The organism is Gimesia chilikensis (assembly GCF_007744075.1).
GTDB lineage: Bacteria > Planctomycetota > Planctomycetia > Planctomycetales > Planctomycetaceae > Gimesia > Gimesia chilikensis_A.
In genome coordinates, this window is record NZ_CP036266.1 from 84126 (window position 1) to 109939 (window position 25814).

Consider the following 25814-nt stretch of genomic DNA (forward strand, 5'->3'; position numbering starts at 1 on the left):
CGTTGTAAAGGAATGAAACAGCGACACCTTGCCCCAGGTCATGCCGAGTGAGTTCGCTTGGCCTGCTGGTCGCATCCGCGACAACTTCAGATAGCTCCCGGGTTTTGAATATTCTCATTACCGACTCCATTGCCGGATCCAGTTAATTATTGTGTCGGTAATTTCCAGCCAGCCATGACGGCGAAGCCGAACCTCCTAAAAAATGTATCGCACCGAGACAGCCCCGCCTCAACGAAACGCGCGAGATGCCAGTCGATGGTCGCGTATTGATCAATAGACATTCTCTGCAGGGCTGCAGTCCACTCCACATCGTCTGTTCCCAGTTCGCGCGCCTGTTCCTCATGCATTGCCCGATAAACGTCAGTGTGCCAGGGTGTCGGACCTGCTACCTGATCGGCGTTGATAAATATGCCATCGCTGATCAGTGCCTCGGAGACGCGATGAAAAAGACGGGCCTTTTTCTCGTCGGATAAGTGATGAATTGCCAGACTTGAAATGATTGCATCAAACGGGCCGGCTGGTAACGCTTCATCGAATGAGCCTTGTACCGCTGTGATGGAATACTTTTGCAGTCGAGTCTGTGCGACGTCGAGCATTTCTGCAGACTGGTCTAACAGAGTCATTTCAGCGGAGGGTGAGCGGCTCAGAATGAACTCGGAGAGAATACCGGTACCGCAGCCCAGGTCGAGGATCCGAGCCCCCTCGGGTATCGTCATCTCGACGAGTGTTGCAGCAGTTCCATAAAACGCGTCAAAGTCAGGCACGAGCCGCCTTCGCGGTTCATCATATGTTTGGGGATTCCAGGTTGATTGATGGTCCATTTTTTTCACAAATTCAGGTTAGAAGAAGCGAAAACTCGCAAGTTGCAGGAGAGACACTGGTTTCTATATTGTTCCTCGCAGAGATTTCAGTATCCATTATCACATGTTTTACTCAGGTGTATTTCTTTCAATGTCAATGATTCCACTATTCGCAGGATCTATGATTGCAGTGAATTCCGAATTCGGCAACCGAAGGTCAAAAGGGATGTCATCAATCGGAACCTCATAAGGGATGCCTCCGTCAGCCAGACCTTGTCCATACCCGATAAATACAGTCAGAAATCCGGGACGCAGACTGGCAAGCACTTTCGCAGGAAATTTGGAGGGGGTATCAAACTGACCACTCATTTTCACTCCTCGATAATCTTCACCAGAATACGCTCCCGCCGGCGGCCGTCAAACTCATAATAAAAAATATGTTCCCAGGGTCCCAGGTGGAGCTGGCCGTCGGTGATGGAGACGGACGCGGTGATGTGCATCGCGTTCCCCAGGCACATTGCATTACACAATGACTTTCTAGATTAAACAAGAAAACAGGAACTCCAGAATGTCTGACAATCATCTTCCAAAAGGGATTAAATTAGACTTCTCTTAACAATCGGGTCATATCCATACGGTTGAAGAATGTAACGGAATTCAAGACAAATGAAATATCTGAACCTTCAAGCCAAGAATTCCAGACTGTCTGTGCAGAACTGTATCCAGCGATAACGACGCATGTATATTCTTCATATCCAAAAATGGGGCCAAGTTGAACTAAATGATCTCCTTCATAAAGGCGTACTTCCAAGAGTGGACATCGTGTTTCTCCGACTGACCCGTGTCCTCTGAATATAAAAAAAGTATCTCTAGTACTTCCATCATTCGAGATACCGAAAGATCCAGACAGACCGGTATCATCGATATACGGCTTGTACCCTTGATTTACAGCATCTTGAAACAACGATTCGAGATCCTTCTCGATTGGCAAGCTTTCTGATTCTGACCAAAATCGTTTCTCCATAGCTCACTCCCCAATAATCTTCACCAGAATCCGCTTCCGTCGGCGGCCGTCGAACTCGTAATAAAAAATGTGTTCCCAGGGTCCCAGGTGGAGCTGGCCGTCGGTGATGGCGACGACGACTTCGCGGCCCATGATCTGGCGTTTGTGGTGGGCGTCGGCGTTGTCTTCGCCGGTCTGGTTGTGTAGATAGCCGCCGGAATTGGGGTCGCCGCCTGGATTGAAGGGGGCCAGCTGTTCCAGCCAGCGATCGTAGTCTTCATGCAGGCCTGATTCGTTATCGTTGATGAAGACGGACGCGGTGATGTGCATGGCGTTCCCCAGGCACATTGCATTACGCCATCTCTTTCATGACAGAGGGTGTCACGGAACCGGGAGGCTACCATGCTACTCCCCAATAATCTTCACCAGTATCCGCTTCCGCCTGCGACCGTCGAACTCGTAATAAAAAATGTGTTCCCATGGTCCCAGGTGCAGCCGTCCGTCGGTTATTGCAATGACAACTTCGCGTCCCATGATCTGGCGTTTGTGGTGGGCGTCGGCGTTGTCTTCGCCCGTGCGATTGTGCAGATACCCGCCGGTATTGGGATCACTGCCCGCATCGAAAGGAGCCAGCTGCTCCAGCCAGCGGTCGTAGTCGGCATGCAGCCCTGACTCGTTATCGTTGATAAAGACCGACGCTGTGATATGCATTGCGTTTATAAGAATCAAACCATCGGTAACACCACTTTCTTTGACCAGATCTTCAACATCTTGGTGGATAGAAACTATCTGTCGACGCTGGGGGATATCCATCCAGAGCTCTTTGGTTAGTGACTTCATTATGGCATCCGACTCCATATTATTTTGGTTTTTAAAATCTAAAGCATGAATTGCTTAATCATAACGATATAAGTATGTGGGGCTAGGTATGTACAACCGAAAAGCGGTTATCCCTGCCGCCTGCCCCATTTATTTAAAAGGGAACTGTAAAGGGGAAACAGAACATGATTAGACGGAAGAAAGTATCTGCCAAAAAGACGATCGAGCGAATATTCACACCTGGAGATGCCTCAAAGTATATCACCCATGATGGAATCCAACAGGGGGACCAGGTTGTATTGTACTGCCGAGTGTCCACGCGTCAGCAAAACCACAACGGTAATCTTGATGCCCAAGAGCAGTACCTAAGAAACCAGATGGGCAAGAGAGATGCAAAGGTCGTGCATGTAGTTAGATATGTAGGGTCTGGCTTTGAGCCACTACGTCTACCTTTAGCGGTAAGATTCGCTAAACAACATGGTGCCAAGATAGTTGCCCTTTCTACAGATCGTTTTATTCGCCATGAATCTTTTAAGTCAACAGGGTCAAAAAAGGCACGTAAACTCAGAGTAAATACACGTGGACTTGAAGATCTGAGAGAAATAGCAAAAGGCGTAGAACTGGTTACATTGCTGGATCCCAATGCAAGTTTAGAAGATTGTATAAAACTACAAAGCGAAATAGGGCAGCAGGCCAAATTTAATAAAGGAGGAAGGCCCTTGAAGCGAAAGCCGGGTTATAAGAAACAACGCCGTCTAAAATTTCTAGAAAAAGTAATACAACTACAAGAGCAGGGGAAGAGCATACGTGATATAGAAAAAGAACTTAAAATCCCTTCATCCACCGTGCATTCTTGGGTGTCCAGTTTTTTTAATGGAGACTAAAGTCAGTTGTTAATTTGTTCTAGGAAACAAGGGATATTTTTAAATCTAACTGTGTAATGAGCATAAATAACCCCTACTACAAGGTATTGGGGGACTAAAAGCCTACCTGCATCGCTTAAAAAAGTATTCAACATGAGTGGCATAGGGATTCCTATTTTTTTAGCCTGAAGTCTTCTTTGATTTCATATATGGGAACACTATTTAAACCAACATGCAAACAAGATCGGCCTTTTGATTCGAGAATTCCTTATCCTGAAAATCCTTTACACAATTGCGCAAAACGATTCACAACGCATACAGGACAGGCCGCTAGACACACAACACCACCGAGGATTGCACAGATGGACCCGTGACGCGTTTTAACCTTGTGAGATGACCAAGAGACAACGCGAGGTGCAGTACAGGGGCGAGGCCGCGTCTGTGTTTGACTTACGGACTTACTCGATGTCTGGTGATTAGCGACTATAGGTCTTCGCCTTAACCGATTTGTTCTTTGTTATTTTTTTCTGCGACCGCGAGAGGCCATCTCCTCCGTAACGATATCTACGTTTGCTATTGTTGAAAAGACGAGCGGAAACTTGAGCAACAGTTGGTCCGATTTCTTAGTGATGGCATCTTTTATGACTCCGGTCCACAAGTCATTGGGTAGATTGTCAGCCAAATATGCGTCCTCAGCTTTGTGGAGTGCTTCATCGCAGTTGCCCTCGCTGATGCCTGCTTGATAACGGAGATCGCTATGTTCTTCGGGAGGAATGTATCGGGGAGGGTATTCGAGGATATGGGACCAAACGAGACTGTCGATTACTGCCACAATGTCGCGAGGGTCAGCGTCAATGTCGTGAATGTACTTTCCTGTTTCGTTATGAACAGCAGGCTCGTCTTGGCCACACCAAATAACCTGGTCTTCACTGACGAGGTCATACAACCGCTGTTGCTTTAACGATGTTTTGGGGTCATCTGTGTATGTGCCATGAGAAAGTTCGATCGGACCACAAAATGTTCGTAGGTCGTATCCTTGAAGAGTCGACACTCGCACTCGAATCCTCCGTGAGATTTTAATTCAAAACACGCGGCGTTGGTGGCTTCACGTGCATCGAATTATTATGCTTTTTTTTTGCGTTTAACCACCACGCCTTGCAATTCGTTCAGCCAATCGGACACGGGAAGACCATAGTCGAGTACTAGATGAAATGAAGGATGTTCTAAGTAAGAGAGATAAGATTCTTGATTTAATCACTAAGAGTTTAATTACTGATTCGCAAGCCGAACAAAAACTATTAGATTTGAATGAACTTGAAGAAGAATTAAAACAACGAGCAGATCAGTTAGACATTCAAATAGGAAATCATCCAACAAAAGAAGAACTAAAAAGACTATCGCAATCCGCGGCACAACAATTTCGAAAGAGGGTAAGTGCTAAGGCAGTGGTAGCAAGAAGAAGTAAGAAGGGGATGACGTGGCAGGACAAACGGGAGCTTGTTAAACATGCGTTTGACGGTGATAGTTTAGACGGTCGACCTCATGGAGTTTATATCCACGTTATCGATGGCCAACAAAAAAATCGCAGAAAGCGTTGGAAAGTTATTCTGCATGGCCAACCAATGATCGAGGGCGATAGTTGTGTAACGCAATGTGCTTCGGGTTGACCAGGCACAGGCCGTCCTGGACGCCGCTTTCTGTGACCAGTTGTTCGACGTTTTTATGGATTGAAACGATCTGCCGACGGTGGGGGATTTCCATCCAGAGTTCGCGGGTCAGTGATTTCATAGTGTGTTTTGCTCCTGAAAGTTGGTTATGATGCTGACGTATCATAACGCATTTGGTGCCTGATGCGAATCAGGATCTAGCCGATGATCTGTTTGCGGAAAATTCCATTCGAAAGCCAGGTTTCAATATGCCAGATTCTCCCAGACAATTGCCAGTGGGCTTCAACTGGTTGACCTGTGCGATGCTGGCGCTGGTTACCAACCTGGGTTGTGATCAACAGGGGAATGCTCCTGAAACAGATTTAAAGCAGGGGGCCGTCCGGAAACCGGATGCCCGTGCTGCAGAACCAGGCGTGATTCCTGCACCGAACGCGGCGACGTCTCCTCTCCCACAATGGGAGACTCCCGAGGAGTGGGTGAAGCTGATGTCGGAAGCACGAAATCTTCCTCAAGCACAAAGTGGGAGGCCCCGTAGTTCAGGCCAGCCGAAGCAGGCCCGCAGGCCGATCACTGTGGGCAGCATGCTGGGACTGGATGAGGGGGAATCAGAACAGGAAACTGAGCCAGACCTGTTTCCACAGTATTACAATCTGGCTGCTACTGGCTCGAATGCTGAGTTCGACGGTACCATTCAGAAAGTGGAAGCAATTCCCGATGCGGGTCAGCGGGCGGTCGCTTATTGCGCGATTGCCCGGGCCTTGCTGGCTGAGGAAGCCTTTGAGCGGGCGAAACCCTGGCTGGTTGAAGGCGAGAAATTACTTCCGCAGTCTCGAGATTCCGCAGGGCATGAGCAACTTCTGCATCTGTATGCGAAAGCGTTTGCGCGGTCGGGAGACGGTAACAAGGCTGTCGAAGTGGCACAACAGATCGCGAATCTCGATCTCCGTGAAAAAACGCTGATTTCCATTCCAGGGCAAATTGCGAAAACCGGAGATGTCAAGCAGGCTCTGAACTTTGTCGAGACTATTCCAGATCGGAACTCTCAATCGCAGGCGCTCCGGCAAGTAACACTGGTTCTAGCCAGGTCAAATGCCTGTAACCTGGCGCTGTCGTTGACTGAGCAGATTACCAATGAGGAAATCCGATTCCGGGCACTGGAAGGGATTGTGCTGGAGCTCGCGAAAGCAGGCAGGGGCAAGCAGGCATTGGACGTCGTTCGGCAGATTCTGTTTTTACATCGTCGGCCCTGGTTTTTACGTGCACTGGCGAAATCGCTGGTGGGGACAGGCCATCTGAATCAGGCCCTCGAAGTGGCTCCATTGATTGAGGGTTCTGGTGAGCAGTCAACCTACCTGATGGAAGTGGCGATCGCGGTCGCAGAGCAGGGTAAGTCAAAACAGGCACTGGAGGTCGTGCAGCAAATCCCCCAGCGAGAGACGAAGGAGAACGCGCTGGCCAAGGTTGCTTCCGCGCTATTGAATGCAGGCGAGGCCGACGGTGCGCTCAAGGCGACACAGCGGCTTCAATATGACAATCAGAAAGTCCGCCTGTTGTACCGGGTCGCCTCCGCGCTTCATTCTCGGGGAGAGGATGCTCGAAAAATTGCGGTGCTCAAAGAGGCTGTGGCGGCCTCCCAACGGTCTGGTGAGAAGCCGCCTCTGTTTTCAGTGATGGGGGTTCTGTCGATGGAGACAATACCGACCGAACAGGGGACCTCGACTCAACTCAAATCGTCCTTTAGCCCTGAAGAGCGACAACTGGCAGAATACTTTCTGCAGGCAGCACAACAGAAAAAGTGACGACGGGAATTAAGTCGCTTAGCCCAGTTTCTCGTATGCTGAGAGAATCAGCTGTTCGGTTTCGTCCCAGTCGATGCATTCGTCTGTGACGGAGACGCCGTACTGGAGCTGGCTGAGATCTTCGGGCAGGCTCTGATTGCCGGCATGCAGATTACTTTCCAGCATCAGGCCGATGATCGTCTTGTTGCCGCCGACGCGTTGATCAATGACTTCGTTCCAGACTTTGCCCTGGTTGCGATAATCCTTATTGGAATTCGCGTGGCTGCAGTCAACCATGAAGCGGGGAGAGAGGCCGGCGGTTTCCAGGCTCTTTGCAGCTGCTTCGAGATGTTCCTGCTGGTAGTTCGGGCCGGAGCGACCGCCACGCAGAATGAGGTGACCCCAGGGGTTGCCTGTGGTGTTGACCACGCAGGTCTGACCTTCGGCGTCGATTCCCAGGAAACTGTGGGGACTCTGGGCGGCGAGCATCGCATTGAGCGCGACGTCCAGGCTGCCGTCTGTTCCGTTTTTGTAACCGACGGGCATCGAAAGTCCGCTGGCCATCTGGCGGTGCGTCGGAGATTCGGTCGTGCGTGCGCCGATGGATGCGATGGAAATCGCATCTGCGATGTACTGCGGAGTGATCGGCTCAAGCATTTCCGTGGCGGCCGGCAGTCCCAGTTCACCGATCTGCAGCAGCAGCTGGCGGGCGATTTTGAGACCTGAGGCCACATCGAAGGTGCCGTCCATGTGAGGGTCGTTGATCAGACCTTTCCAGCCGACGGTCGTCCGCGGTTTTTCGAAGTAGACCCGCATTACCAGGAACATGCGGTCTTTGACTTTCTCGGAAAGTTCTTTCAGTCGTTTGGCATATTCGATGGCGGCCTGGGGATCGTGAATGGAGCAGGGGCCGACAACGACGATCAGTCGTGAATCTTCACCCGAGAGGATATGCTTGATCTGTTCCCGTGATTCGCCGACGGTTTCTGTCACTTTGTCAGTGCGTTTGATGGTCTCTTTCAGTTCCTGAGGAGCAACCAGGCGAACCGAATCGATGATGTTGACGTTTTGAATGGGTAGCATCTTGTTTAAATCGTTTTCGTTTACTGGGGGAGAAGATTCAGTTTTGTATCAGTTTCAATTACAGAGCCAGCTGCTGTCGGATCAGTGAGACGACTTCTTCAGCCGTCAGCGGCGAGGCTTCGATTTTCAATTGTGCATATTGTTCATACAGTGGATACCGGCTGTCATACAGGTCGGCGAGGCTGGAACCCGGTTCGATCAGCACGCCCCGATCGAAGGCATCGACAAACCGCTGCTCCAGGATATCCGGCTTCACATCCAGCCAGACTATCGTACCAAGACCGGCCAGATGATGCATGGCTTCACTGCTGTAACAGACACTTCCTCCGGTAGAAATAACGGATCCTGCTGATTGAATCGATTGGATGTAGGCCGCTTCAATCGCGCGGAACCCTTCCGGGGAATGATCTGCAATAATCTCGGCCAGCCGTTTGGATTCGCCAGCCTCTATTAATGCGTCGGTATCCAGAAAGGGAAGGCCTGTCTGTTCAGACAGTAGTCTGCCCACCGTCGATTTTCCGGAGCCCGGCATGCCTGTCAGAACGACTCCAGTTTTGACAGGTTCGCTGTCGGCGGTCATGCGGGCACTCCCGGGAGAAAAAGGTGCACTCTCCAGGGTGATTTCCTGCGGACAGGGGCAACGAATGGCAAAATATAAAAAGTCGTATCTGTATACATTTCAAAGACTTCGGTTCGCTTCCTTCCCCGGAGCCTGGAAAAGTTTTAAAATCCAGGGAAAAGGAAAACAAATCATATCTCAAATCAGGTCTAATAGGAACTATGTGACAATTCAGGTGAGAATTAAATTGTGATTTTCCCCTGAAGGGTAACACAAGCATGGAACAGATGTTTGTATGAATTTCACAGGAATTTTACTTGTCAAAGATCCGGGCAGTTCTGTCAGGACAGTATCGTTAAGCTCTTTAGCGATAAGCTGAGTGTTTTCAAACGCCAGAAGAATCGAATCGGACCGTGGATAAACTGTCGCCAGCCAAATTTGCAGCGCAGATAAGATGCTGTGCCAATGATCTGCAGGATCATGGGGTGGACCGCCTGGGTCCGCTGTACGATTTGACATCGGAGCGATTGCTGCGCTATGCGGTGACAGTGACCCGCAACACTCCCGATGCGGAGGATGCGATTCAGGCGACCATGGTGCGGATTGCCATGCGACCCAAAATTCTGGCGACCGCTCAGCAGCCGTGGGCCTACCTGTTACGGGTGGCCCGGAACGAAGCGCTGCGGATTCTGCAGAAGCGGAAGCCGCTGCAGATCTTCGCCCAGTGCAGACAGCTCTGGTCGCGAGATGAAGAAATCGTGGAAGAGAATGATCAGGCCCAGGTGATTCGGCAGGCATTAAAGCGGCTGCCGACGAACCAGTCTGAAGTGGTGGTGCTGAAGATCTGGGAGGATATGACGTTTGCGGAAATTGCCAGTGTACTGGATGAATCGCCGAACACCGTGGCCAGTCGTTACCGTTATGCACTCCAGAAATTAGATAATTACCTGCGTCCCATGGCGCGTGAGGATATCAATGTTTGAATTTGAAGATCACCATTTTCTCGAAGAGCAGATACTCAAGGCCGGCCAGGGGGCGGTCCCCGCGCACAGCGATCATCGCCAGCGGGTACTGGCTGCCGCCCGCCATGCGGAAAATCGCAAGGTGCAGCGCAAAACGCTGCTGGTCTGCTGCACGCTGTTTCTGACATTCACACTGTTGTTTCTAACCCGGGATTCAGGAGCCGACCTGCGTGTCGCCTCCGATGCGGAATCCGGCTGGTCCCGTGCACTCTATTCCAAAGGGAGTCGTGTGCTGGGAATCTCGGCCGCCACACCCGGAGAAAAGAAAGTTCAAACCGATTGGAATACCGTGCAGGCCACACTCAAACAGTCCGGCGAATGGGGACTGGTTGACGCCGTCGTTCGTTTTCGGAATGAACGGGCCGGAACGATCGAGCAGATCTTTACTCGAGGCGATTGATGCAGGAGACCTTGTCCCAACAGTTTCAGGATCAACTGCCTGACAAAGCGGAAAATCATCCCGAGTATGTGACGGAGCTGGTCGATGTGATCTTAGGCCAGGCACAGGCTATCAATGCCAGCGACATTCATCTGCTGCCCACCGAAAACCGGATGCGGATGGACTGGCGCATTGACGGCGTATTGCACCATGTCGCTGACTTTTCCCAGGTGCTGGCGCCCCGGATCACAGCCCGACTCAAAGTGCTCTCGCAACTGCTCACCTATCGTACTGATGTTCCCCAGGAAGGGCGGATTCATCGGGATGGAGAGCAGGTGGTCGAGACCCGCATCAGCACCTTTCCGACCCTGTATGGCGAAAAAGTCGTCGTGCGGCTGTTCGTCGGTTCGGGACAATACAAACATCTGGAAAACCTGAATCTGCCGGAAGAGATTCTGAGCGAAATGCGAGGTCTGTTACGACAGACCGGCGGCGTGGTGCTGATGACCGGTCCTGCGGGAAGCGGCAAAACGACGACGATTTACGCCTGTCTGCGGGAGATCATTCGCGAGTCACGGGGGGCCCGCAGTCTGGCCTCTCTGGAAGATCCGATTGAAGTCGTGGTGCCCACCGTGGCGCAGTCGCAGGTCAATCCGGCAGCGGGTTTTGATATGGCACTGGGTCTGCGATCCCTGTTACGGCAGGATCCGGAAGTGATCATGGTGGGAGAAATCCGCGATCGCGAAACCGCCGAGACAGTCTTCCAGGCTTCGCTGTCCGGGCATCTGGTGATCACCACATTCCATGCAGGCAGCGCGACCGAAGCGGTCAGCCGCCTGTCGGATATGGGAATCGAACCGTATTTACTGCGGAGTGGTCTGCTGGCGATATTGAGTCAACGGTTGTTGCGTCGACTCTGCAGTTGTGCTCAACCATCACAGGCGGAAGAAGATCGACTGGGTCTGCCTGTCGAACAATGGAAAACCGCGACGGGTTGTGCAGACTGCGGACAGACCGGCTATCAGGGCCGCCTGGTTCTGACCGAAATGCTGCTGCCCGATCAGGGGGCCGTGGGGCAGGCGATTCTGGACCAGGTTGATGCGACCGAGTTGCACCGGCTGGCAGTTGAGTCCGGACTACGGACGCAGTGGAATCGTGCGCTGCGGGCCGTGAATGAAGGATTGACCAGTCCCGCGGAAGTCCGCCGTGTACTGGGTATCTCGCGGAGTGAAACTTAACGGTGCACCGGCAGCACTGATTTAGAGACATTGACTGAAATCGTTTCTGTCTGAAGAGAGTGTGAGCATGAACGCAAGAGACGATTCCGACGCCATACCGACACGGGAAACCCGCTTCGAGCTGGATGAGCTGATCGCCTTGAACGAGGAAATCATTTCACTCGTGCAGGCCGGGATTCCGCTGGAACTGGGGCTGCGGGAGATGGGCAACGAACTTCCCGACCGACTGGGAAAGATCAGTTCGGACCTGGCGGTGAAGATGGAGCGGGGCAGTACGCTGGCTGAAGCGATGAAATCCGAAGGCTCACGCTTTCCCCGCGTGTATCGGGTGATTGTAGAAGCGGGGGTCAAGTCGGGAAAGTTGACCGTGGCACTGGAGGAGATGTCCAACTATGCCTGGGAACTGTTTCATCTGAGGCGACAGATCGGCATGGCGCTGATCTATCCTTTGATTGTCTTCAGCCTGGCCTATGGACTGTTTCTGGTCTTCCTGTTTGAGATGCTGGCACGGTTCAATTCCGCGTATGAAGTGTTCCGCCTGGGTGAGACCCGCCCTCTGCAGGCATTGAACTTTCTGGAATCGACCATGATCTACTGGGCACTGGTACCCCCGCTGCTGCTGTTTGTGTTCGCCCTGATCTGGATGCGGACCCGCAGCTCTCAGTTATTGAATTTTAAAGGCACCAGTCGGCTGATCGGCTGGATTCCCGGCGTGAAGCGGATTGCCAGTTATTATCGTTACGGAAATTTTGCCGAGCTGATGGCATTGTTGATTCAGCAACAGATCCCGTTCTCGGAGTCGATAATACTGGCTGCTGAAGCGACCGGCGATGACCAGTTGGTTCAATCGGCAGAGCTGATGGCGGATCGACATGCCCGCTCGCAGCTGGAATCGGGGGAATCGGCGAAATTTTATGGCTGGCCTCCGTTACTGACCTGGTTATTAACGACCAAGAATCACGAGGGAGAATTAAGCCTCGCGCTGAAAAATGCTGCCGATATGTATCGGCGGAAGGCGGCTCATTATACCCGCTGGTTCCGCGTGATCTTTCCGATCTTCACGGGAGCGATTATCGGAGGTGGCACGGTTTTATGTTATTGTCTGGTATTATTTCTCCCCTTTACCGACATGCTTAAACAATTAGGGAACCCTTGAGGGTCATGACTGAGACAGTGACCAGATGCTACAGACAGCTGGACACAATGATTATGATGATTTGAGTGACGGGATGATTCTCCAATGAACTGGTATCGCTATCAGGGCGTTAATTTAGAAGGCAAGCTCATCAAGGGGCGGATTCACGCTGCCGACCGGGATGAAGTTGCCAGCCAGCTACAGGATCAGGGGATCAAAATTGAACGGATCGAGCTGGAAGAGGAAGGTGAACTGGCGTTTGCCGCCCGGGAAGCACCTGCCTCCGGCGCGACGACCAGGCTCTCCTCCCGTGATTTTGAACTCATCACCGATCATCTGTCCGATTTGACACGTGCCCGGCTCCCGCTCTCGTCGGGGCTGGAAGCGGTCTCTTACGAAATTGAAAACACTCGGCTGCGGACCGCGGTACAGGATCTGGCGACCCAACTGGAGTCAGGCGATGACCTGGAAACGGTGCTGGCCAATTCCAGGGCGCCACGCGAGCTCTGTGCCCTGGTGCATGCCGGCAGCCGTTCGGGCAAGATGAGTGAGATTCTGGCCGACTATGTGGCACATACCCGTCAGCTCTCCGAGATGAAAAGCCAGTTACTGATGGCCCTCTGTTATCCGCTGATTCTGATGTTTTTCGCTTCGTTAATGTTCCTGGCGATCATGCTCTGGATCATTCCCTCGTTTGAATCGATCTTCGTGGACTTTGGAATCGAGCTCCCCTGGGTAACCGATTTCATGTTTGAGGTCTCCGTGTTTATCCGAACGCAATGGTGGTGGTATCTGCCCGGCACGCTGCTTTTGCTGCTGGGCTCTGTCGCCCTGTTCCGAACGGAAAGAGGCCAGGCGCTGGGGCAGCGCATCCTGTTTCGGATTCCCCTGCTGGGGGGGCTGTTGAGTGGGATTTCCGTCTCCCGTTTCTCTCACTTGCTGGCACTGCTGGTCGATAATGACGTTCCGTTTCTGGAAGCACTCAAGCTGACAGGGGAGAGTTCAAACAACTATCAGATTCGCAAGGCCTGTCGCAAATTTTCCGACTCCGTCTCCTCCGGGGAGATGCAGATTGAAGCGTTGACCTCGTTGAAGTTATTTCCCGCTACGTTTCTGCAGACACTGGCGACGCAGTCAGGCAATTCGAATCAGAACAGTCCTCGCTACTCGGTTGAAATTCTGAATGCGCTGGCGGATATGCTGAATGGCCAGACCCGCGTGCGGATCACGTTCTTCGCGACCGTTGTGGAGCCGATGATCATCATTGTCTGTGCGATTACGATGGGCTTCCTGTTTTTATCCCTGCTGGCTCCGTTGTTTAAACTGCTGACGATGCTGTCCTGAGTGGTCATGCAGCATTGCATTTCAATCCGTTTTCCTGAGATTCATTTCTGTTAAAAAGCGACTTCCCGTTGATGAATAAGCCGTCCCGTTTTAATACTCTGAATCAGTTGTGGCGTTGGGGCAACCGTCCGCTCCTGCGTGGGCCACGCTTGCTTCCGGGACGTGTCACCCATTCACAGCAGATGGCGCTCTTGAGAATTCTGGCTGTGGCGACAGAGAAACAGCTGTCGTTGATCGATGTGCTTGAGACTTTCGAAAAAGACGTGCATGGCCGTTGGAGACTGCAGATTTCCCGACTCGTGGATTTGCTCCGCAGTGGAGTTCCCCTGGCGGATGCGATTGAAAAGGTGCCGGACCTGCTGCCAGCGAATGCGTTTTTCCTGGTGAAAGCAGGAGCGGAATCGGGCACGCTGCCCTCGGCGCTTTCGCTGGCTTCGGAAGTCTGCATGGCGGAACGGACTGAGCAGGTGCGGAGCCGTGCAGGCGTTCTGCTTTATATTCTGGCGGTCTTCCTGGTTGTCGCGCTGAACCTGTTATTTATCGGCTATTGGATCATCCCTAAGTTCAAAAAGATCTTCTATGATTTCGAAGTAGAACTGCCGGGCCTGACGCTGAATATTATTGAAGCCAATGACTTTGTCATTGAATATTTCTATGTTCTGCCTGTTGCGATTTTACTGTTGTGGATCATGCAGAAAATACTGATCCGCCGTGGCTTTCTGGAGAACGGCTGGCGTCCTGCGTTTGTCTATGGCCTGCTCTATCCGCGGGGCAGGGCACCGGATGTGCTTCGATTTCTGCACGTCACAACTGAATCGGGGCGCCCTTTAATGGGGGCATTCGAGACCCTGGCACACACTTCGAATAACCGACTGCTGGCAGAACGGTTTGAAGCAATACTGCAGGATGTTCACAAAGGCAACGACTGCTGGACGTCCCTGCATGATTATGGTCTGTTAACGCCCAGTGAGGTGCGGCTGCTGCAGTCGGCCCAGCGGGCGGGGAACCTGAGCTGGGCATTGAAGGCGATCGCGAAAAGCATCGAACGGCGGATAAATTATCGGATGATGCTGGTACGCGAATATCTGGAACCAGCGTTTATTGTAGGGCTGGGAGCCCTGGTTGGAATCATTGTGATTGGTTTGTTTTTACCATTGATCAGCCTGGTTCATCACCTGGCGTAATCCCACGGGCATGGGTTGCATAGTGCGAATACAGTATCGACAGAAACAGGATTACTCAGCGGTGACTCGGCCGAAGCTGTGTTGGCGTCGGGGATTCACGCTGATTGAAATGATGGTCTCGGGAGTTCTGCTGACTACCGTTTTCATGATTGTGGTGCCCTCGATTTACTGGGTCCATCGCGAACAGAGACAGTCCGAGCAGAGACAGGTCGCGCTGGTCGAAGTGGAAAACCTGATGGAACGGACCGCGGCTCTGCCATTTCCGGAGATGACCCAGGCGACAGTCGACAAGTTCGCACTCTCGGAGAGTGCCTTGCAGCAACTCCCTGACGCCGACCTGAAGATTCGCATCCAGGAGACGAAAGATTTACCGCTGATGAAAAAAATTCAGATTCAGCTGGGCTGGCGTGATCAGCGTGGTCTCATCCAGCAGCCTGTACGCTTAACTTCCTGGGTCTCCCCAAAGGGTAAGCAGTAATGCGACGACGTGGATTTATGATCTCGATCAGGCAGCACGGCATTCCCCCCGGAATATCCCTGGTGGAAGTCGTCGTGGCCATGGCGATTGCGACTGTGCTCATGGGGCTCAGCATGACCACGCTGCACACCATCATGCGGGCCGAGCGGGAATCGAGTCAGGCGGTCTGGCTGGGGGCCTCTTTCCAGCGTTTCTCAAGACTGTTCCGTGATGACATTCATGCTGCAGAATCAGTGCAGCTGGAACCGGAGAAAGTGGCCAACCCGAAAACACTGGTTATCCTGAAGCCGGGTGGGGAACAGATTACCTGGCGGATTGAGGAGTTCCGCATCGATCGCGTAGTCAGCCGGGAAGGGAAAGTTCTACACGAAGATATGTTCTATGTTCCCGCGGGAAGCGAGGCGCATTTTATCCAGCAGCAGCGGTTGAATCAGGCAGGCATCAGCATTCGGGAGACCGGTTCACCGGTCCTGCCGGACAAGGAGAGTGGGAACACGCAGGAGAGTCGCCCCCGAGCGGCTCACGAACTTGCCGTGCTCTCAACAATTGGTCGTAATTATCGGCTGACACAAATTTCTTTCGAGCAATCGGAAAAAGAAACAAACCAGACAAACTGACAGGTCAAACTCATGCAGAATATAGTCAATCGACAGGCTCCTCAGAGCCGACAGGCGACCCGTAAGGGTGCGGTCCTGATTCTGGTGATGGTCTGTCTGCTGATCGTCACCATGCTGCTGGCTTCCTTATTAAAGTCAGCCCTGATGCAACGTCGGCAGGTCATCCGGGAGCAGCTACGCGTTCAGGCAGAATGGCTGGCTGAGTCAGCCCTGGAGCGGGCCGTCGAACAGCGATTGAAAAACCCGAACTATAAAGGCGAGGTCTGGGAAATCAGGCCGGAAGATCTGGGGACCCGCTATGCTGCTTCTGCTGTGATTCAGCTCAAGCCGGCGGAGAAAACAGATCGGCTGTCGATTGAAGCCCGCATCCGCTATCCGGAAGACGAAACGTTCAGCGTCACCCGGACCCGAAAAATCATATTATAAGCGTTACTTTTTCTTTTGAATCGAATGTCATAGATCATGCTTTATAGAACATCATTGAAACTACAATCCGGGGAATTGAAATGAAGAACGAAGTTCCTTTCAGATTTCGCAGCGCCCGTGAACGGCGGCGACCTGGCTTCACCTTGATTGAGCTGCTGGTGGTCATCGCCATTATCGCGGTTTTAATCGCACTGCTCCTGCCTGCGGTTCAGCAGGCCCGTGAAGCAGCGCGACGGGTTAGCTGCAAGAACAACCTCGTCCAGATCAGCCTGGCGCTGCAGAATTACGAGATGGCGTACGAAATGCTGCCGGCGGGTGTCTATAACGATACCGGTCCCATCAAAAATGAACCCAAGGGGTATCACATGAACTGGCTGTCAGGGCTGATGCCGTATCTGGATCAGCCGGCTGTGTTCGAGCACATCGACTTCAAGCAGAGTGTGTATGCGCCCGCCAACAACGACGTCCGCGAAGTGGAGATGGTCGTTTTGCATTGTCCCTCCGACCCGATGAACTATTACACGTACGCAAGTTCTGAAGAGGGCGTCCCATTGTTTCAGACCAACTACGGTGCCTGTTACAACGGTACTGAAGCACCGCTGGACAGCGAGAATAACGGCGTGATGTTTCTCAACAGCAGTATCCGTTATGACCAGATTACAGACGGCAGTTCCAACACGATTTTTGTCGGCGAACACTTCTATACCAAAGACAATCTGGGGTGGTTATCCGGCACCTCCGCAACATTGCGGAATACAAGCTCTATCAATGGGGACAAACCGGGGAGAGACAACAGGTACACCCAACCACCCGGGTTGGAGCCGGATTCGGATGCTGATTCTGGGAAAGACAAAGGGGACCCGCTACTGAAGATGGGAGGCTTTGGCAGCTATCATGCGGGGGGCGCCCATTTCGGATTTGGAGATGGCAGGGTGCAGTTCATTTCAGAGAATATCGACGCGCCGCTGTTGCATCAGCTGGGAAACCGCGCGGATGGAAAGCTGATGAAAAAAGCGTTCTAACCCGCCGCGTGCATCAGCCACGGGGATGATACATCTGGTGTACCGCTTTGAGGCGACTGTGATCCACGTGGGTATAAATCTGGGTCGTGCGGATATTCGCGTGTCCCAGCAGTTCCTGCAGCGCGCGGATCTCGGCGCCGCCGGCCATCATGTGGGTCGCGAAACTGTGCCGGAGCGTATGCGGGCTGACCTCTTTACTGCAGCCGACCCGGGCCGCGTTTTTCTTGACGATGTTCCAGACCATGATCCGGGAGAGCTGTTTACCGCCTCGGCCCAGGAACAGTGCCTGCTCTGCCGGGTTGCGTCGGGTCAGATCGGGACGCTCATACTTGAGGTAGGCTTCCACGGCCGCCACCGCGACCGGGTTCAGTGAAACCATGCGTTCCTTGTTCCCTTTACCTACACAGCGTGCATAGCCTTCCGCCAGTTTGACGGAGTCCAGTGGGAGATTCACAATCTCACTCACGCGACAGCCGGTCGCATACATCATCGCCAGAATCGCACGGTCGCGGAGCGGATACTTATCGGCGTTGCAGGGAGCCATCAGCAGTTCGTTGACTTTCTCAGGGCTCAGGACTTTCGGCAAGTATTTCCAGAGCTTGGGAGAATTCAAGAGATCGGCGACGCTCTCTGCCAGGATTCCTTCCAGAACGAGATAGCGGAAAAACAGCTTGATTGTCACCAGGTGTCGCGAAACGGTCGTCGCGGCCAGTCGGCGTTTATTGAGGTGTTGCAGATACCCGCTCAGAAACTTCAGATCGACCTGGCTCAAGGGGCGGGAGGGCTGACTGCGGTACCAGTCCAGAAACTGCGTGATATCGGAGCGATAGGCAGAGACGGTGTTGGCCGCCATTCCACATTCGGCTTCCAGGTAATTCAGGAACGGTTCCAGATGCACGCCGGGATCGGCCGGTTTGCGAACCTGGAATTTTGAATTTGCCGGCGGTCGCTTTCGGGGAGGCATGCAAGTCCTTCGCTTCAGATGAGTCCAACGTCGCTGCTGCGCAGATGTCACTGTCTGCTACTTCATGTTTAACAGACGGCGCAGCGGGGACCAGAGGCTTTATCGGAAGGAAGCATCAGATGCCATGAACGCGGGGCCGGTTAGCGCAGTCCCAACGGTTGTAGCGGACAGTGGGCGGCGACGAAGGTCTGACCCTCTTCCATTTCGTCGAATAGCACGGTCACCATGCGTTTGCGGGCAAAACCGCTGATGCCCATGACGGTACCGACTCCGTACCGCGGATGACGCACCCGCATGCCCACCGAGAATCCCTGCGGGAGTTCGGCTGCTTCGGGGGTCTGCTTCAACAGGTCAGCCCCGGTCATCAGCAGAGGCTTTTTCTGGGGAGTCGCCGCCTTCAGTGCCTCGGTGTCGACCTCACCCCGTTTAACAGATTCGACGAAATCATCGAAATGCGAGCGGTGCTCACCCAGGAAATCGGTCATGTCTTTGACTTCGACATCGATCTCTTTCAGGAAGTCACTGGTGATCGTTCGCCAGGGACGCCCGCGCAGTGAGCGTTCGCGTGTCTGTGTCAGGTACAGACTCTGTTCGGCCCGAGTGATGCCTACAAAGAACAGCCGTCGTTCCTCTTCCAGACCATCACGGAGCTCTTCGCGGAGCACTCGCTCGTGAGGAATCAGATTTTGTTCGACGCCGATAATAAAGACGACCGGATACTCCAGCCCCTTCGCGGCGTGCAGCGTCATCAGTGTCACCTGTCCCGATTCCGCATCCAGCTGATCGGTGGCACTGGCGAGAGTACTGACTTCAAGGAACCCCTCCAGCGTCGTCTCGTCACCAAAGATCTGGTCGTACTTCCGGGCGGTGGAGACCAGTTCGTTCACGTTGGCGATCCGCTGTTGATCGTCTTCATCCGGACTCTCTTTCCAGCTGTCGATCATCCGGGTGCTGTCGATGACCACTTCCATCAGTTGGGCCACAGACCCGGTGTCGGCCAGTGAGAATCCGGAGATCATTTTAGCGAACCGGGCAACCATCGTCGCGGCCCGCTTGGACAGCGTCGAACAGTCTGCAGCCTGATGTGCGGCTTCGAGCAGACTGATTCCTTTCTCGTCGGCCCAGCGGATGAGTTTTCTCTGTGTGGTTTTGCCGATCCCCCGCAGCGGCTTATTCACGATCCGGCCAAACGCCACGCGGTCATCCGGATTGTTAATCAGCTTGAGGTACGCCAGCAGGTCTTTGACTTCGGTCCGTTCGTAAAATGCGACACTGCCTGCGAGCTGGTAAGGAATTTTATGACGGGCCAGCGCCAGCTCCAGTTCGCGGGAGAGCGAGTTCACGCGGTAAAAGATGGCAAAGTCGGTGTATTCAAATTCGCCCCGGTCGACGGCGCGGCGGATATGCAGGGCGATCTCTTCCGCCTCCTGTCGCTCGTCATTATAGGTGAGCAGTTCGACCGGTGTTCCCTCCGGGTTCTCGGTGAACAGCGTTTTGACTTTTCGTCGCTGGTTGTGCACAATCAGGCTGTCGGCGACGCGCAGAATTTCTTTCGTACTGCGAAAGTTCTGCTCGAGCCGAATCGTCTGACAGTCCGGGAAGTCGCGTTCGAACTGCAGAATGTTTTCGATCTTAGCGCCACGCCAGCCATAGATGGACTGATCCGGATCGCCGGTGACGCACAGATTGCGGGTATTCAGTGAGAGTCCCATCACGATCTGATATTGTGCCAGGTTGGTGTCCTGGTACTCGTCTACCAGAATATATTGATAACGTTCATCGAGGGTGGCTCGCAGTTCGGGCGAACCTTTAAGCAGGCTGGCAACGTGTAGCAACAGATCATCAAAGTCGACGGCGTTCGATTCGAGCAGCAGTCGCTGATAGACGGGGTAGACTCGTGCGGCGACCGCCTGCAGATGATCGCCGATCGATTCCTGAAACGCTTCCGCATATCGCTCTGCGGTGATCAGGTCGTTCTTCGCACGGCTGATCATGCCTGCCATCGTCGAGGGATTGTAGGCTACCGTGTCGATGTCCAGTTCATTAAGCACGTAACGAATTAGCTGTTGCTGATCGCTCGTGTCAAAAATCGAGAAGTTACTGTCGAGGCCAACGGCTCTGCCGTAGCGTCTCAGAATGCGGACGCAGAATTTATGGAAGGTCGAGATCTCCACGCGGATGCCGGGGATCAGTTGCTGGACCCGTTCGCCCATTTCATCCGAGGCTTTATTGGTGAAGGTGATTCCTAATATCTGATTCGCGGGCACGCCTGCCTGGATCAGCGAGGCAATCCGGTGAGTAATCACGCGCGTCTTTCCCGAACCGGGTCCAGCCAGTACCAGCAGTGGTCCCTGGTGATGGCTGACGGCAGCGTATTGTTCCGGTGTGAGGACCTGCTGAAAATCCAAGTCAAAATCCTTTTCAAGCGAAGCTGAATGGTTCCGTTTCTGAAATCATCAATGTAAGGGCAGGGGGCTCAAATTCCAAATCGAACCGTCAGTGATTCCCAGTTTTCACACTGAGAAAGAGTCTGTTTCGAGAGCAATTTGACATCTAATGCAAAAAATGCTTGAGAAATCAGGCCAGATTTAGAAATAATAGTGAACTTTCGTACGTTTTGTTAATGTTGTGAGTTCAAGGTGCTTTGGTTGATTGCACAATATTTGCGGGTCTACTAGACTGCGCTAAGATGGAATGATGATCTGGATCTCTCCTGAGTTAAAGCAGAATCAACCTCAGACTCTAACGATTTCAGGGACTGGGGAATATGCCCGGAGTTTTCAGCTCAAATTCGCTCCAATAAAAAACGCCAGATTTCGATCTGCGGAACATTCTATTTCTGGAAATTGCTTCCAGACAGGGTTTTGCAGGTTATGAAGCTGGTTTAGTTGAATGCCGGTTGGGATGTAGGAATTCAACACACTCCTGACCGGTAAATGACGATAAATTATTTTACAACGGTAGTTTCCACCACCACACGAGAGAACGCGGGCCTGACAGGCCCTGTTTCCGTTTAACGGTGGCCACCGTGATTCGAGTCCTTTTGCCGATGGAGTGCGATCAGACATGCTTCTCAAGGAATTCAAGCCAGCCAGAAAAAGCTCGCTTTATTATGGTATGGTCAGTTTTGCTGTACTGGGTATCGCCAGCCTCGCGCTGGTTGTCACAACCACTCTGGCTGTTGAAGATAAGAAGCCAGAAAAAGCGGATGTCGGACTGCAAGGCATCTTGCCAGCCGAAGTTCCTGAAGGAATTTCCGAGGCCCCCGAAGGTCTCGAGGGAAAATGGGCCAAGTGGAGCACACAGGTTTCTGACCTGCTTGTAAAACTCTACGAATCGGACCTGCCCGTTGCACAGCAGCAGGCAACTCTGAAGAGCCTGCAGGCGAAGATCGACGAAGCCAAGGGTCAGCCGGCCCTGGCTGAATACGCCAGCAGCCTGCAGCGTCGCGTTGATATCGCTGATGCCGCTCTGAAAACTTTGAACGTCAACATCGCAACGATCAAAGCAGCCCAGATGAAAGCCAGGCAGAACCAGGTTGCAGCTGCTGCTACAGCACTCAAAAAATACCTGGGTACTCTGCAGAATGGAAATGGCTGGGTCGACTACCTGCAGCTGAACCAGTTGCAGAAAGAGCTGAAAAACAGCTACTCTGAAGTCGAACTGATGGATCTGCTCAAGGCTCTGAAAACCAAATTCCAGAACCGGGGTGCTCTTGAAGATGCCGAACAGCGGAAGTTCTTCAACCGTGCTCAGTTCAAGGACCTGGAAAAATCGATCAACGCTTTCCTGGCAGAAGCCAAGCCAGGCAAAACCCAGATCAACAAAGGCAAGATTCGCGAACAACTCGCTGCCCTGGTTGAAAACCTGGAAGAATACGAAGTCACCCAGAACAGCAAGTATGCTTTCGAAGCCCGTAAAGCATACGCTCTGCTGCGTGAAGAACTGGAAGGTGGTCTGGAGCCGCTGACGACTGCTCTGCGGAATAACTACTTCAACTACAACCTGCGGGTTATGGTCGCTGAAGACTTCATGAACCGACTGATCAAAGACAGCACCTGCGAAACCGGTCCTGTTGTTGACTGTATCCTCGGTGCTTATGTTACCGGAAACCAGGCGACGACCACTGAAGTTGGCGTTGACTTCCAACCCAGCGATGCGACTCTGCGTTTCGCTCTGACTCTGAACGGTGTCACCAACAGTGAAACCTCCGGTCAGACCAGCCAGGCTACGATCTACACCTCTGGGCACCACCAGTTCTGGGGTGCAAAGGATATTAACTTCAACGGTGACCTGTTCACAACACAGCCCGCCTGGGTTGATGTGCAGGCCAATAACACCACTGTGGGTGCTTCCACCAAGCTGGATGGCATCCCGCTGCTGGCTGGCCTGGGACGCAAAATGGCATACCGCCGCACTGAAGAACTGCGTCCTGAAGCAGAAGCCATCGCTGCTCAGCGTGTTCGCGATCGGGTTCGTCCCCGCTTCGACGAAGAAGTTGACGAACGCATCACCAAAGCCAACGAGGAAGTCGGTCAGAAGTTCAACAAGCGTCTGCGTGACAACGGCCTGTTCCCGTCTGCCCGCAGCTATGCGTCTACCGATACTCATCTTTATGTCCGCACCCGTCTGATGGATACCGGAGAACTGGCCGCTAACTCGCCGCCACTCTCGATCGCTTCCGACGAGAGCGTTGTCCTGCAGATGCACGAATCGCTGATGAACAACAGCCTCTCCCGGATGAACCTGGAAGGCCGGAAAATCTCCGATCAGGATCTGATCACCGAGTTTGAAAAATCGATCGCCGATGTTCTGGGCCGCAAGGTCAAGCTGCAGCGTCCACCCGTTGATCCTGACAAAGGTCCCAACATTCTGGCATTCGATGATCATGATCCGATCCGGGTTAAGATCAGTGATAACACACTCAACCTGATTTTACGCTGTGGGTTTGAGCAGAAAGGCGAAACCGCCGTTCCGACTCAGGAAATCACTGTACCTCTCAGCTTCAAAGTTGAAGGCAATAAGATTTCCATCACACGGGGAACCATCAAATCGTCTCCCGTTGAGCGGCCCAAGAGCGTTGCTTCTCAGATCGCCCGCTCTGGCGTGGTTCGCAACAAAATGGAAAAGGCATTTCCGGATCGTGTTGAAGACGCACAGATTAAGGCCAAACTGGAAAACCGGACCGTTTATCTGCACATCAAAGATATTGTTGCCAACGATGGCTGGTTGACCCTGACCATCGGTAACGACCTGACCGTGGAGAAAAACGAGACAGAACTGCCACCACCAGTTGAGAAAACCGCTTCGGTTAAATAAACCATCGGTTTTCCACTGAGTTGAATTTAAGCCGGGAGGCGAATCATCTGGTTCGCCTCCCGTTTTTTGTGCGCGATACTCAATGCACAACTGCTGACCCGGGAAGACAAATTCTCTTGAGACCGATCAGTAGTATCGGCAGGGGCGCGAAGCGATCAAGGCCGGATTACGGACTTTCGATCAATAATCGATGTCGTCGGCTTCAATCGCCTCTTCCATGATCAGATCATACCGCTGGCTGGCGTCTTTACCGAACAGCTGGGAGAACGTTGCGTCGGCATCCAGCTGGCTGTCGATGTCGACTTTCAGGAGCACCCGCTTTTTGGGATCCAGGGTCGTCTCTTTCAGTTCCTTCGCGGTCATCTCACCCAGACCTTTGAAGCGGCCGATTTCGTATTTACGATTTGCCGGCAGAGACTCGATGATCTCTTCTTTCTGTACATCATCCTGGGCGTAATATTTTTCGTTCCCCACACTGATGCAGTACAACGGCGGCTGAGCCAGGAACAGTTTGCCCTGTCGGATCAATTCCATCATGTGCCGGAAGAAGAAAGTCAGCAGCAGTGTGCTGATGTGGTAACCGTCGCTGTCGGCATCCATCAGGAGGATGATGCGGTTGTAACGCAGGTTGCGAATATCGAAGTTCGCACCGATGCCGGTGCCCAGTGTTTCGACCAGGTCTTTGATTTCCTGGTTCCCCATGATTTTGGAGACGGCCAGCGATTCGGTATTCAGTACCTTACCGCGTAAGGGAAGCACGGCCTGAATGCGGCTGTCACGCCCCATCGCTGCGGTACCACCGGCGGACAGACCTTCGACCAGGAACAGTTCGGACTCTTCCGGCTTGTTGGACCGGCAGTCCAGCAGCTTGCCCGGCAGGGTCGACTTGCGGTTGGAGGGTGTCTTGCGTCTAACTTCTTTCTGGGCATCGCGGCTGGCCATCCGGGCCCGGGCCGCCAGAACGATACGTCCCACAACCGCGTCGGCGATTGAAGGGTTGTTGTTCAACCAGGTTTCCAGAAGCGGACGGACAATCCCTTCGACAAAGCCACTGACTTCCGGGTTATTCAGCTTCTCTTTGGTCTGCCCCTGGAACATCGGATCGTTATGGAACACCGAGATCAAACAGAGCACGCCTTCGCGGATGTCATCCGTCGAAATCTGGAGCCCCTTGTGCTTGATGTTATGCACGTCCATGTAATTCTTGACCGCCTTGGCGATCCCCGACCGCAGCCCGCTTTCGTGCGTTCCCCCGGCATGGGTGCGGATACCGTTCACATAACTGCGAACCTGCTCGTCGGTCGCGTCGGTCCATCTCAGGGCCAGTTCCACGCGAATATGTTCGTCTTCTTTTTCCGCGTAAAACAGTTGTTCGTGAACCGGCTTCTTCTGCTGTTCGGTTGCCAGCTTGTCCAGGTAACCACGAATCCCTTCCGGATGTGACAGTTCGTGTGTCTCTTTTTTGACTTCATCCCGGAACGTGATTTTCAGCCCGCCATGAATGAAGGCGATGTCTTCCAGATGCTGACGGATCGTATCGGCGTTGAAGTGCACACGGCGGAAAATGCTATCATCCGGGCGGAAATGGATTTCCGTTCCATGCCCGCGGAATGGTTTGACCTTCTTTACCGGGGTCGTCGGCTTGCCCTTTTTATAACGTTGCACATACTGGTGCCCGTCCCGGTAGACGGTCGCTACCATTTCCGAAGACAGCGCGTTGACCACTGATGAACCCACACCGTGTAGACCACCGCTGCGGGCATAGTTCTTGTCCGAGAATTTACCACCGGCATGCAGGGTCGTCAAAATCAGTTCCAGGGCAGACTTCTTGGTCTTGGAGTGCTTGTCGACCGGAATCCCACGACCGTTGTCTTTGACACTGCACGACGCACCATCTTTATGCAGCGTGACCACAATCGTGTCCGCTTCATTGGCCAGGTATTCGTCGACCGAGTTGTCCACGATTTCCCAGAGCAGGTGATGCAGTCCGCGAATGTCTACACCCCCGATATACATCGAAGGCCGTCTGCGGACCGCTTCGAGCCCCTCCAGAACTTCGATGTCATCAGCGGAGTATTTTTTAGCGTCAGATGATTTTGCTGCCGTTGCCATAA

General features: G+C 52.9%; 25 protein-coding genes and 1 pseudogene. 14 read left to right on the plus strand and 12 right to left on the minus strand.

Annotated features, from left to right (window positions below):
* Nucleotides 1-146: 146 nt before the first annotated feature.
* The 6 genes and pseudogenes from HG66A1_RS00385 to HG66A1_RS00410 form a co-directional block, all read right to left on the minus strand.
* Nucleotides 147-821 carry a class I SAM-dependent methyltransferase gene (locus HG66A1_RS00385; protein WP_145179740.1) on the minus strand — a complete coding sequence of 225 codons (675 nt, stop codon included), beginning with the start codon at nt 819-821 and terminating at the stop codon, nt 147-149.
* 108 nt (nt 822-929) lie between these two features.
* The gene (locus HG66A1_RS00390) at nt 930-1169 is read right to left on the minus strand and encodes a hypothetical protein (RefSeq protein WP_145179742.1); all 240 of its coding nucleotides are present in this window, start codon (nt 1167-1169) and stop codon (nt 930-932) included.
* A gap of 2 nt (nt 1170-1171) precedes the next feature.
* Nucleotides 1172-1318 carry a YjbQ family protein gene (locus HG66A1_RS00395; RefSeq protein ID WP_409999490.1) on the minus strand — a complete coding sequence of 49 codons (147 nt, stop codon included), beginning with the start codon at nt 1316-1318 and terminating at the stop codon, nt 1172-1174.
* Nucleotides 1319-1401: 83 nt separating this feature from the next.
* Nucleotides 1402-1824 (minus strand): hypothetical protein, encoded by a 423-nt coding sequence (locus HG66A1_RS00400; protein WP_145179744.1) that lies wholly within the window; start codon nt 1822-1824, stop codon nt 1402-1404.
* A 3-nt stretch (nt 1825-1827) separates the two neighbouring features.
* Nucleotides 1828-2151: pseudogene (locus tag HG66A1_RS00405) on the minus strand (secondary thiamine-phosphate synthase enzyme YjbQ); the annotation flags it as partial.
* 57 nt (nt 2152-2208) lie between these two features.
* A complete protein-coding gene (locus HG66A1_RS00410; protein WP_145179748.1) occupies nt 2209-2643 on the minus strand; it encodes a secondary thiamine-phosphate synthase enzyme YjbQ in 435 nt (144 codons plus the stop codon).
* Between the two features lie 164 nt (nt 2644-2807).
* On the opposite strand from HG66A1_RS00410, the gene HG66A1_RS00415 reads away from it, so the two are divergent.
* Complete coding sequence (locus HG66A1_RS00415) at nt 2808-3506, plus strand: recombinase family protein (protein WP_145179750.1); 699 nt, start codon at nt 2808-2810, stop codon at nt 3504-3506.
* Nucleotides 3507-4002: 496 nt separating this feature from the next.
* On the opposite strand, the gene HG66A1_RS00420 is transcribed toward HG66A1_RS00415, so the two are convergent.
* Nucleotides 4003-4536, minus strand: coding sequence for a hypothetical protein (locus tag HG66A1_RS00420; RefSeq protein ID WP_145179752.1), 534 nt, complete (start codon nt 4534-4536; stop codon nt 4003-4005).
* Nucleotides 4537-4696: 160 nt separating this feature from the next.
* Here HG66A1_RS00420 and HG66A1_RS00425 point away from each other — a divergent pair, with 160 nt between their 5' ends.
* On the plus strand, nt 4697-5152 hold the full coding sequence (locus HG66A1_RS00425; RefSeq protein WP_145179754.1) for a hypothetical protein: 456 nt from the start codon (nt 4697-4699) through the stop codon (nt 5150-5152).
* A gap of 248 nt (nt 5153-5400) precedes the next feature.
* Nucleotides 5401-6951, plus strand: coding sequence for a tetratricopeptide repeat protein (locus tag HG66A1_RS00435; RefSeq protein ID WP_145179756.1), 1551 nt, complete (start codon nt 5401-5403; stop codon nt 6949-6951).
* Between the two features lie 18 nt (nt 6952-6969).
* On the opposite strand, the gene HG66A1_RS00440 is transcribed toward HG66A1_RS00435, so the two are convergent.
* A complete protein-coding gene (locus tag HG66A1_RS00440; protein WP_145179758.1) occupies nt 6970-8013 on the minus strand; it encodes a 3-deoxy-7-phosphoheptulonate synthase in 1044 nt (347 codons plus the stop codon).
* A 58-nt stretch (nt 8014-8071) separates the two neighbouring features.
* Complete coding sequence (locus HG66A1_RS00445; RefSeq protein ID WP_145179760.1) at nt 8072-8593, minus strand: shikimate kinase; 522 nt, start codon at nt 8591-8593, stop codon at nt 8072-8074.
* Nucleotides 8594-9057: 464 nt separating this feature from the next.
* On the opposite strand from HG66A1_RS00445, the gene HG66A1_RS00450 reads away from it, so the two are divergent.
* The 10 genes from HG66A1_RS00450 to HG66A1_RS00495 all read left to right on the plus strand — a co-directional run bounded on the left by HG66A1_RS00450 (nt 9058) and on the right by HG66A1_RS00495 (nt 17417).
* Nucleotides 9058-9555 (plus strand): RNA polymerase sigma factor, encoded by a 498-nt coding sequence (locus tag HG66A1_RS00450; RefSeq protein WP_197993746.1) that lies wholly within the window; start codon nt 9058-9060, stop codon nt 9553-9555.
* Nucleotides 9548-9994: a hypothetical protein gene (locus HG66A1_RS00455; RefSeq protein WP_145179762.1), complete on the plus strand. Its 447-nt coding sequence runs from the start codon at nt 9548-9550 to the stop codon at nt 9992-9994. Before HG66A1_RS00450 ends, HG66A1_RS00455 begins: the two co-directional genes overlap by 8 nt.
* A gap of 11 nt (nt 9995-10005) precedes the next feature.
* A complete protein-coding gene (locus HG66A1_RS00460) occupies nt 10006-11211 on the plus strand; it encodes a GspE/PulE family protein (RefSeq protein WP_232102099.1) in 1206 nt (401 codons plus the stop codon).
* A gap of 67 nt (nt 11212-11278) precedes the next feature.
* Complete coding sequence (locus tag HG66A1_RS00465) at nt 11279-12367, plus strand: type II secretion system F family protein (protein WP_145179767.1); 1089 nt, start codon at nt 11279-11281, stop codon at nt 12365-12367.
* Nucleotides 12368-12451: 84 nt separating this feature from the next.
* Nucleotides 12452-13690, plus strand: a complete 1239-nt coding sequence (locus tag HG66A1_RS00470) for a type II secretion system F family protein (protein WP_145179769.1) — start codon at nt 12452-12454, stop codon at nt 13688-13690.
* 71 nt (nt 13691-13761) lie between these two features.
* Nucleotides 13762-14874, plus strand: coding sequence for a type II secretion system F family protein (locus HG66A1_RS00475; protein WP_145179771.1), 1113 nt, complete (start codon nt 13762-13764; stop codon nt 14872-14874).
* Nucleotides 14875-14935: 61 nt separating this feature from the next.
* A complete protein-coding gene (locus tag HG66A1_RS00480) occupies nt 14936-15352 on the plus strand; it encodes a prepilin-type N-terminal cleavage/methylation domain-containing protein (protein ID WP_197996917.1) in 417 nt (138 codons plus the stop codon).
* The gene (locus HG66A1_RS00485) at nt 15352-15969 is read left to right on the plus strand and encodes a type II secretion system protein J (RefSeq protein ID WP_145179776.1); all 618 of its coding nucleotides are present in this window, start codon (nt 15352-15354) and stop codon (nt 15967-15969) included. Before HG66A1_RS00480 ends, HG66A1_RS00485 begins: the two co-directional genes overlap by 1 nt.
* 12 nt (nt 15970-15981) lie before the next feature.
* Entirely contained in the window at nt 15982-16395 is a 414-nt protein-coding gene (locus HG66A1_RS00490) for a hypothetical protein (protein WP_145179778.1), read from the plus strand.
* A gap of 80 nt (nt 16396-16475) precedes the next feature.
* Nucleotides 16476-17417, plus strand: a complete 942-nt coding sequence (locus HG66A1_RS00495) for a DUF1559 domain-containing protein (RefSeq protein ID WP_145179780.1) — start codon at nt 16476-16478, stop codon at nt 17415-17417.
* Between the two features lie 13 nt (nt 17418-17430).
* Here the strand turns inward: HG66A1_RS00495 and xerD are convergent, their stop codons facing one another.
* The gene (gene xerD / locus HG66A1_RS00500; protein ID WP_145179782.1) at nt 17431-18381 is read right to left on the minus strand and encodes a site-specific tyrosine recombinase XerD; all 951 of its coding nucleotides are present in this window, start codon (nt 18379-18381) and stop codon (nt 17431-17433) included.
* A gap of 140 nt (nt 18382-18521) precedes the next feature.
* Complete coding sequence (locus HG66A1_RS00505; protein ID WP_145179784.1) at nt 18522-20789, minus strand: ATP-dependent helicase; 2268 nt, start codon at nt 20787-20789, stop codon at nt 18522-18524.
* Nucleotides 20790-21447: 658 nt separating this feature from the next.
* Between HG66A1_RS00505 and HG66A1_RS00510 the strand changes: the two genes are divergently transcribed.
* Complete coding sequence (locus tag HG66A1_RS00510) at nt 21448-23700, plus strand: coiled-coil domain-containing protein (protein ID WP_145179786.1); 2253 nt, start codon at nt 21448-21450, stop codon at nt 23698-23700.
* Between the two features lie 180 nt (nt 23701-23880).
* On the opposite strand, the gene HG66A1_RS00515 is transcribed toward HG66A1_RS00510, so the two are convergent.
* Complete coding sequence (locus tag HG66A1_RS00515) at nt 23881-25812, minus strand: type IIA DNA topoisomerase subunit B (RefSeq protein ID WP_145179788.1); 1932 nt, start codon at nt 25810-25812, stop codon at nt 23881-23883.
* Between the last annotated feature and the right edge of the window lie 2 nt (nt 25813-25814).

What these genes read in the sequence shown, in the direction of transcription:
- HG66A1_RS00400 (WP_145179744.1), bottom strand. Translation starts at nt 1,824, where the DNA reads ATGGAGAAACGATTTTGGTCAGAATCAGAAAGCTTGCCAATCGAGAAG.
- HG66A1_RS00475 (WP_145179771.1), top strand. Translation starts at nt 13,762, where the DNA reads ATGAATAAGCCGTCCCGTTTTAATACTCTGAATCAGTTGTGGCGTTGG.
- HG66A1_RS00455 (WP_145179762.1), top strand. Translation starts at nt 9,548, where the DNA reads ATGTTTGAATTTGAAGATCACCATTTTCTCGAAGAGCAGATACTCAAG.
- HG66A1_RS00395 (WP_409999490.1), bottom strand. Translation starts at nt 1,318, where the DNA reads ATGTGCCTGGGGAACGCGATGCACATCACCGCGTCCGTCTCCATCACC.
- HG66A1_RS00445 (WP_145179760.1), bottom strand. Translation starts at nt 8,593, where the DNA reads ATGACCGCCGACAGCGAACCTGTCAAAACTGGAGTCGTTCTGACAGGC.
- HG66A1_RS00410 (WP_145179748.1), bottom strand. Translation starts at nt 2,643, where the DNA reads ATGAAGTCACTAACCAAAGAGCTCTGGATGGATATCCCCCAGCGTCGA.
- HG66A1_RS00470 (WP_145179769.1), top strand. Translation starts at nt 12,452, where the DNA reads ATGAACTGGTATCGCTATCAGGGCGTTAATTTAGAAGGCAAGCTCATC.
- HG66A1_RS00385 (WP_145179740.1), bottom strand. Translation starts at nt 821, where the DNA reads ATGGACCATCAATCAACCTGGAATCCCCAAACATATGATGAACCGCGA.
- xerD (WP_145179782.1), bottom strand. Translation starts at nt 18,381, where the DNA reads ATGCCTCCCCGAAAGCGACCGCCGGCAAATTCAAAATTCCAGGTTCGC.
- HG66A1_RS00415 (WP_145179750.1), top strand. Translation starts at nt 2,808, where the DNA reads ATGATTAGACGGAAGAAAGTATCTGCCAAAAAGACGATCGAGCGAATA.
- HG66A1_RS00425 (WP_145179754.1), top strand. Translation starts at nt 4,697, where the DNA reads ATGAAGGATGTTCTAAGTAAGAGAGATAAGATTCTTGATTTAATCACT.
- HG66A1_RS00465 (WP_145179767.1), top strand. Translation starts at nt 11,279, where the DNA reads ATGAACGCAAGAGACGATTCCGACGCCATACCGACACGGGAAACCCGC.
- HG66A1_RS00490 (WP_145179778.1), top strand. Translation starts at nt 15,982, where the DNA reads ATGCAGAATATAGTCAATCGACAGGCTCCTCAGAGCCGACAGGCGACC.
- HG66A1_RS00485 (WP_145179776.1), top strand. Translation starts at nt 15,352, where the DNA reads ATGCGACGACGTGGATTTATGATCTCGATCAGGCAGCACGGCATTCCC.
- HG66A1_RS00510 (WP_145179786.1), top strand. Translation starts at nt 21,448, where the DNA reads ATGCTTCTCAAGGAATTCAAGCCAGCCAGAAAAAGCTCGCTTTATTAT.
- HG66A1_RS00390 (WP_145179742.1), bottom strand. Translation starts at nt 1,169, where the DNA reads ATGAGTGGTCAGTTTGATACCCCCTCCAAATTTCCTGCGAAAGTGCTT.
- HG66A1_RS00435 (WP_145179756.1), top strand. Translation starts at nt 5,401, where the DNA reads ATGCCAGATTCTCCCAGACAATTGCCAGTGGGCTTCAACTGGTTGACC.
- HG66A1_RS00515 (WP_145179788.1), bottom strand. Translation starts at nt 25,812, where the DNA reads ATGGCAACGGCAGCAAAATCATCTGACGCTAAAAAATACTCCGCTGAT.
- HG66A1_RS00495 (WP_145179780.1), top strand. Translation starts at nt 16,476, where the DNA reads ATGAAGAACGAAGTTCCTTTCAGATTTCGCAGCGCCCGTGAACGGCGG.
- HG66A1_RS00440 (WP_145179758.1), bottom strand. Translation starts at nt 8,013, where the DNA reads ATGCTACCCATTCAAAACGTCAACATCATCGATTCGGTTCGCCTGGTT.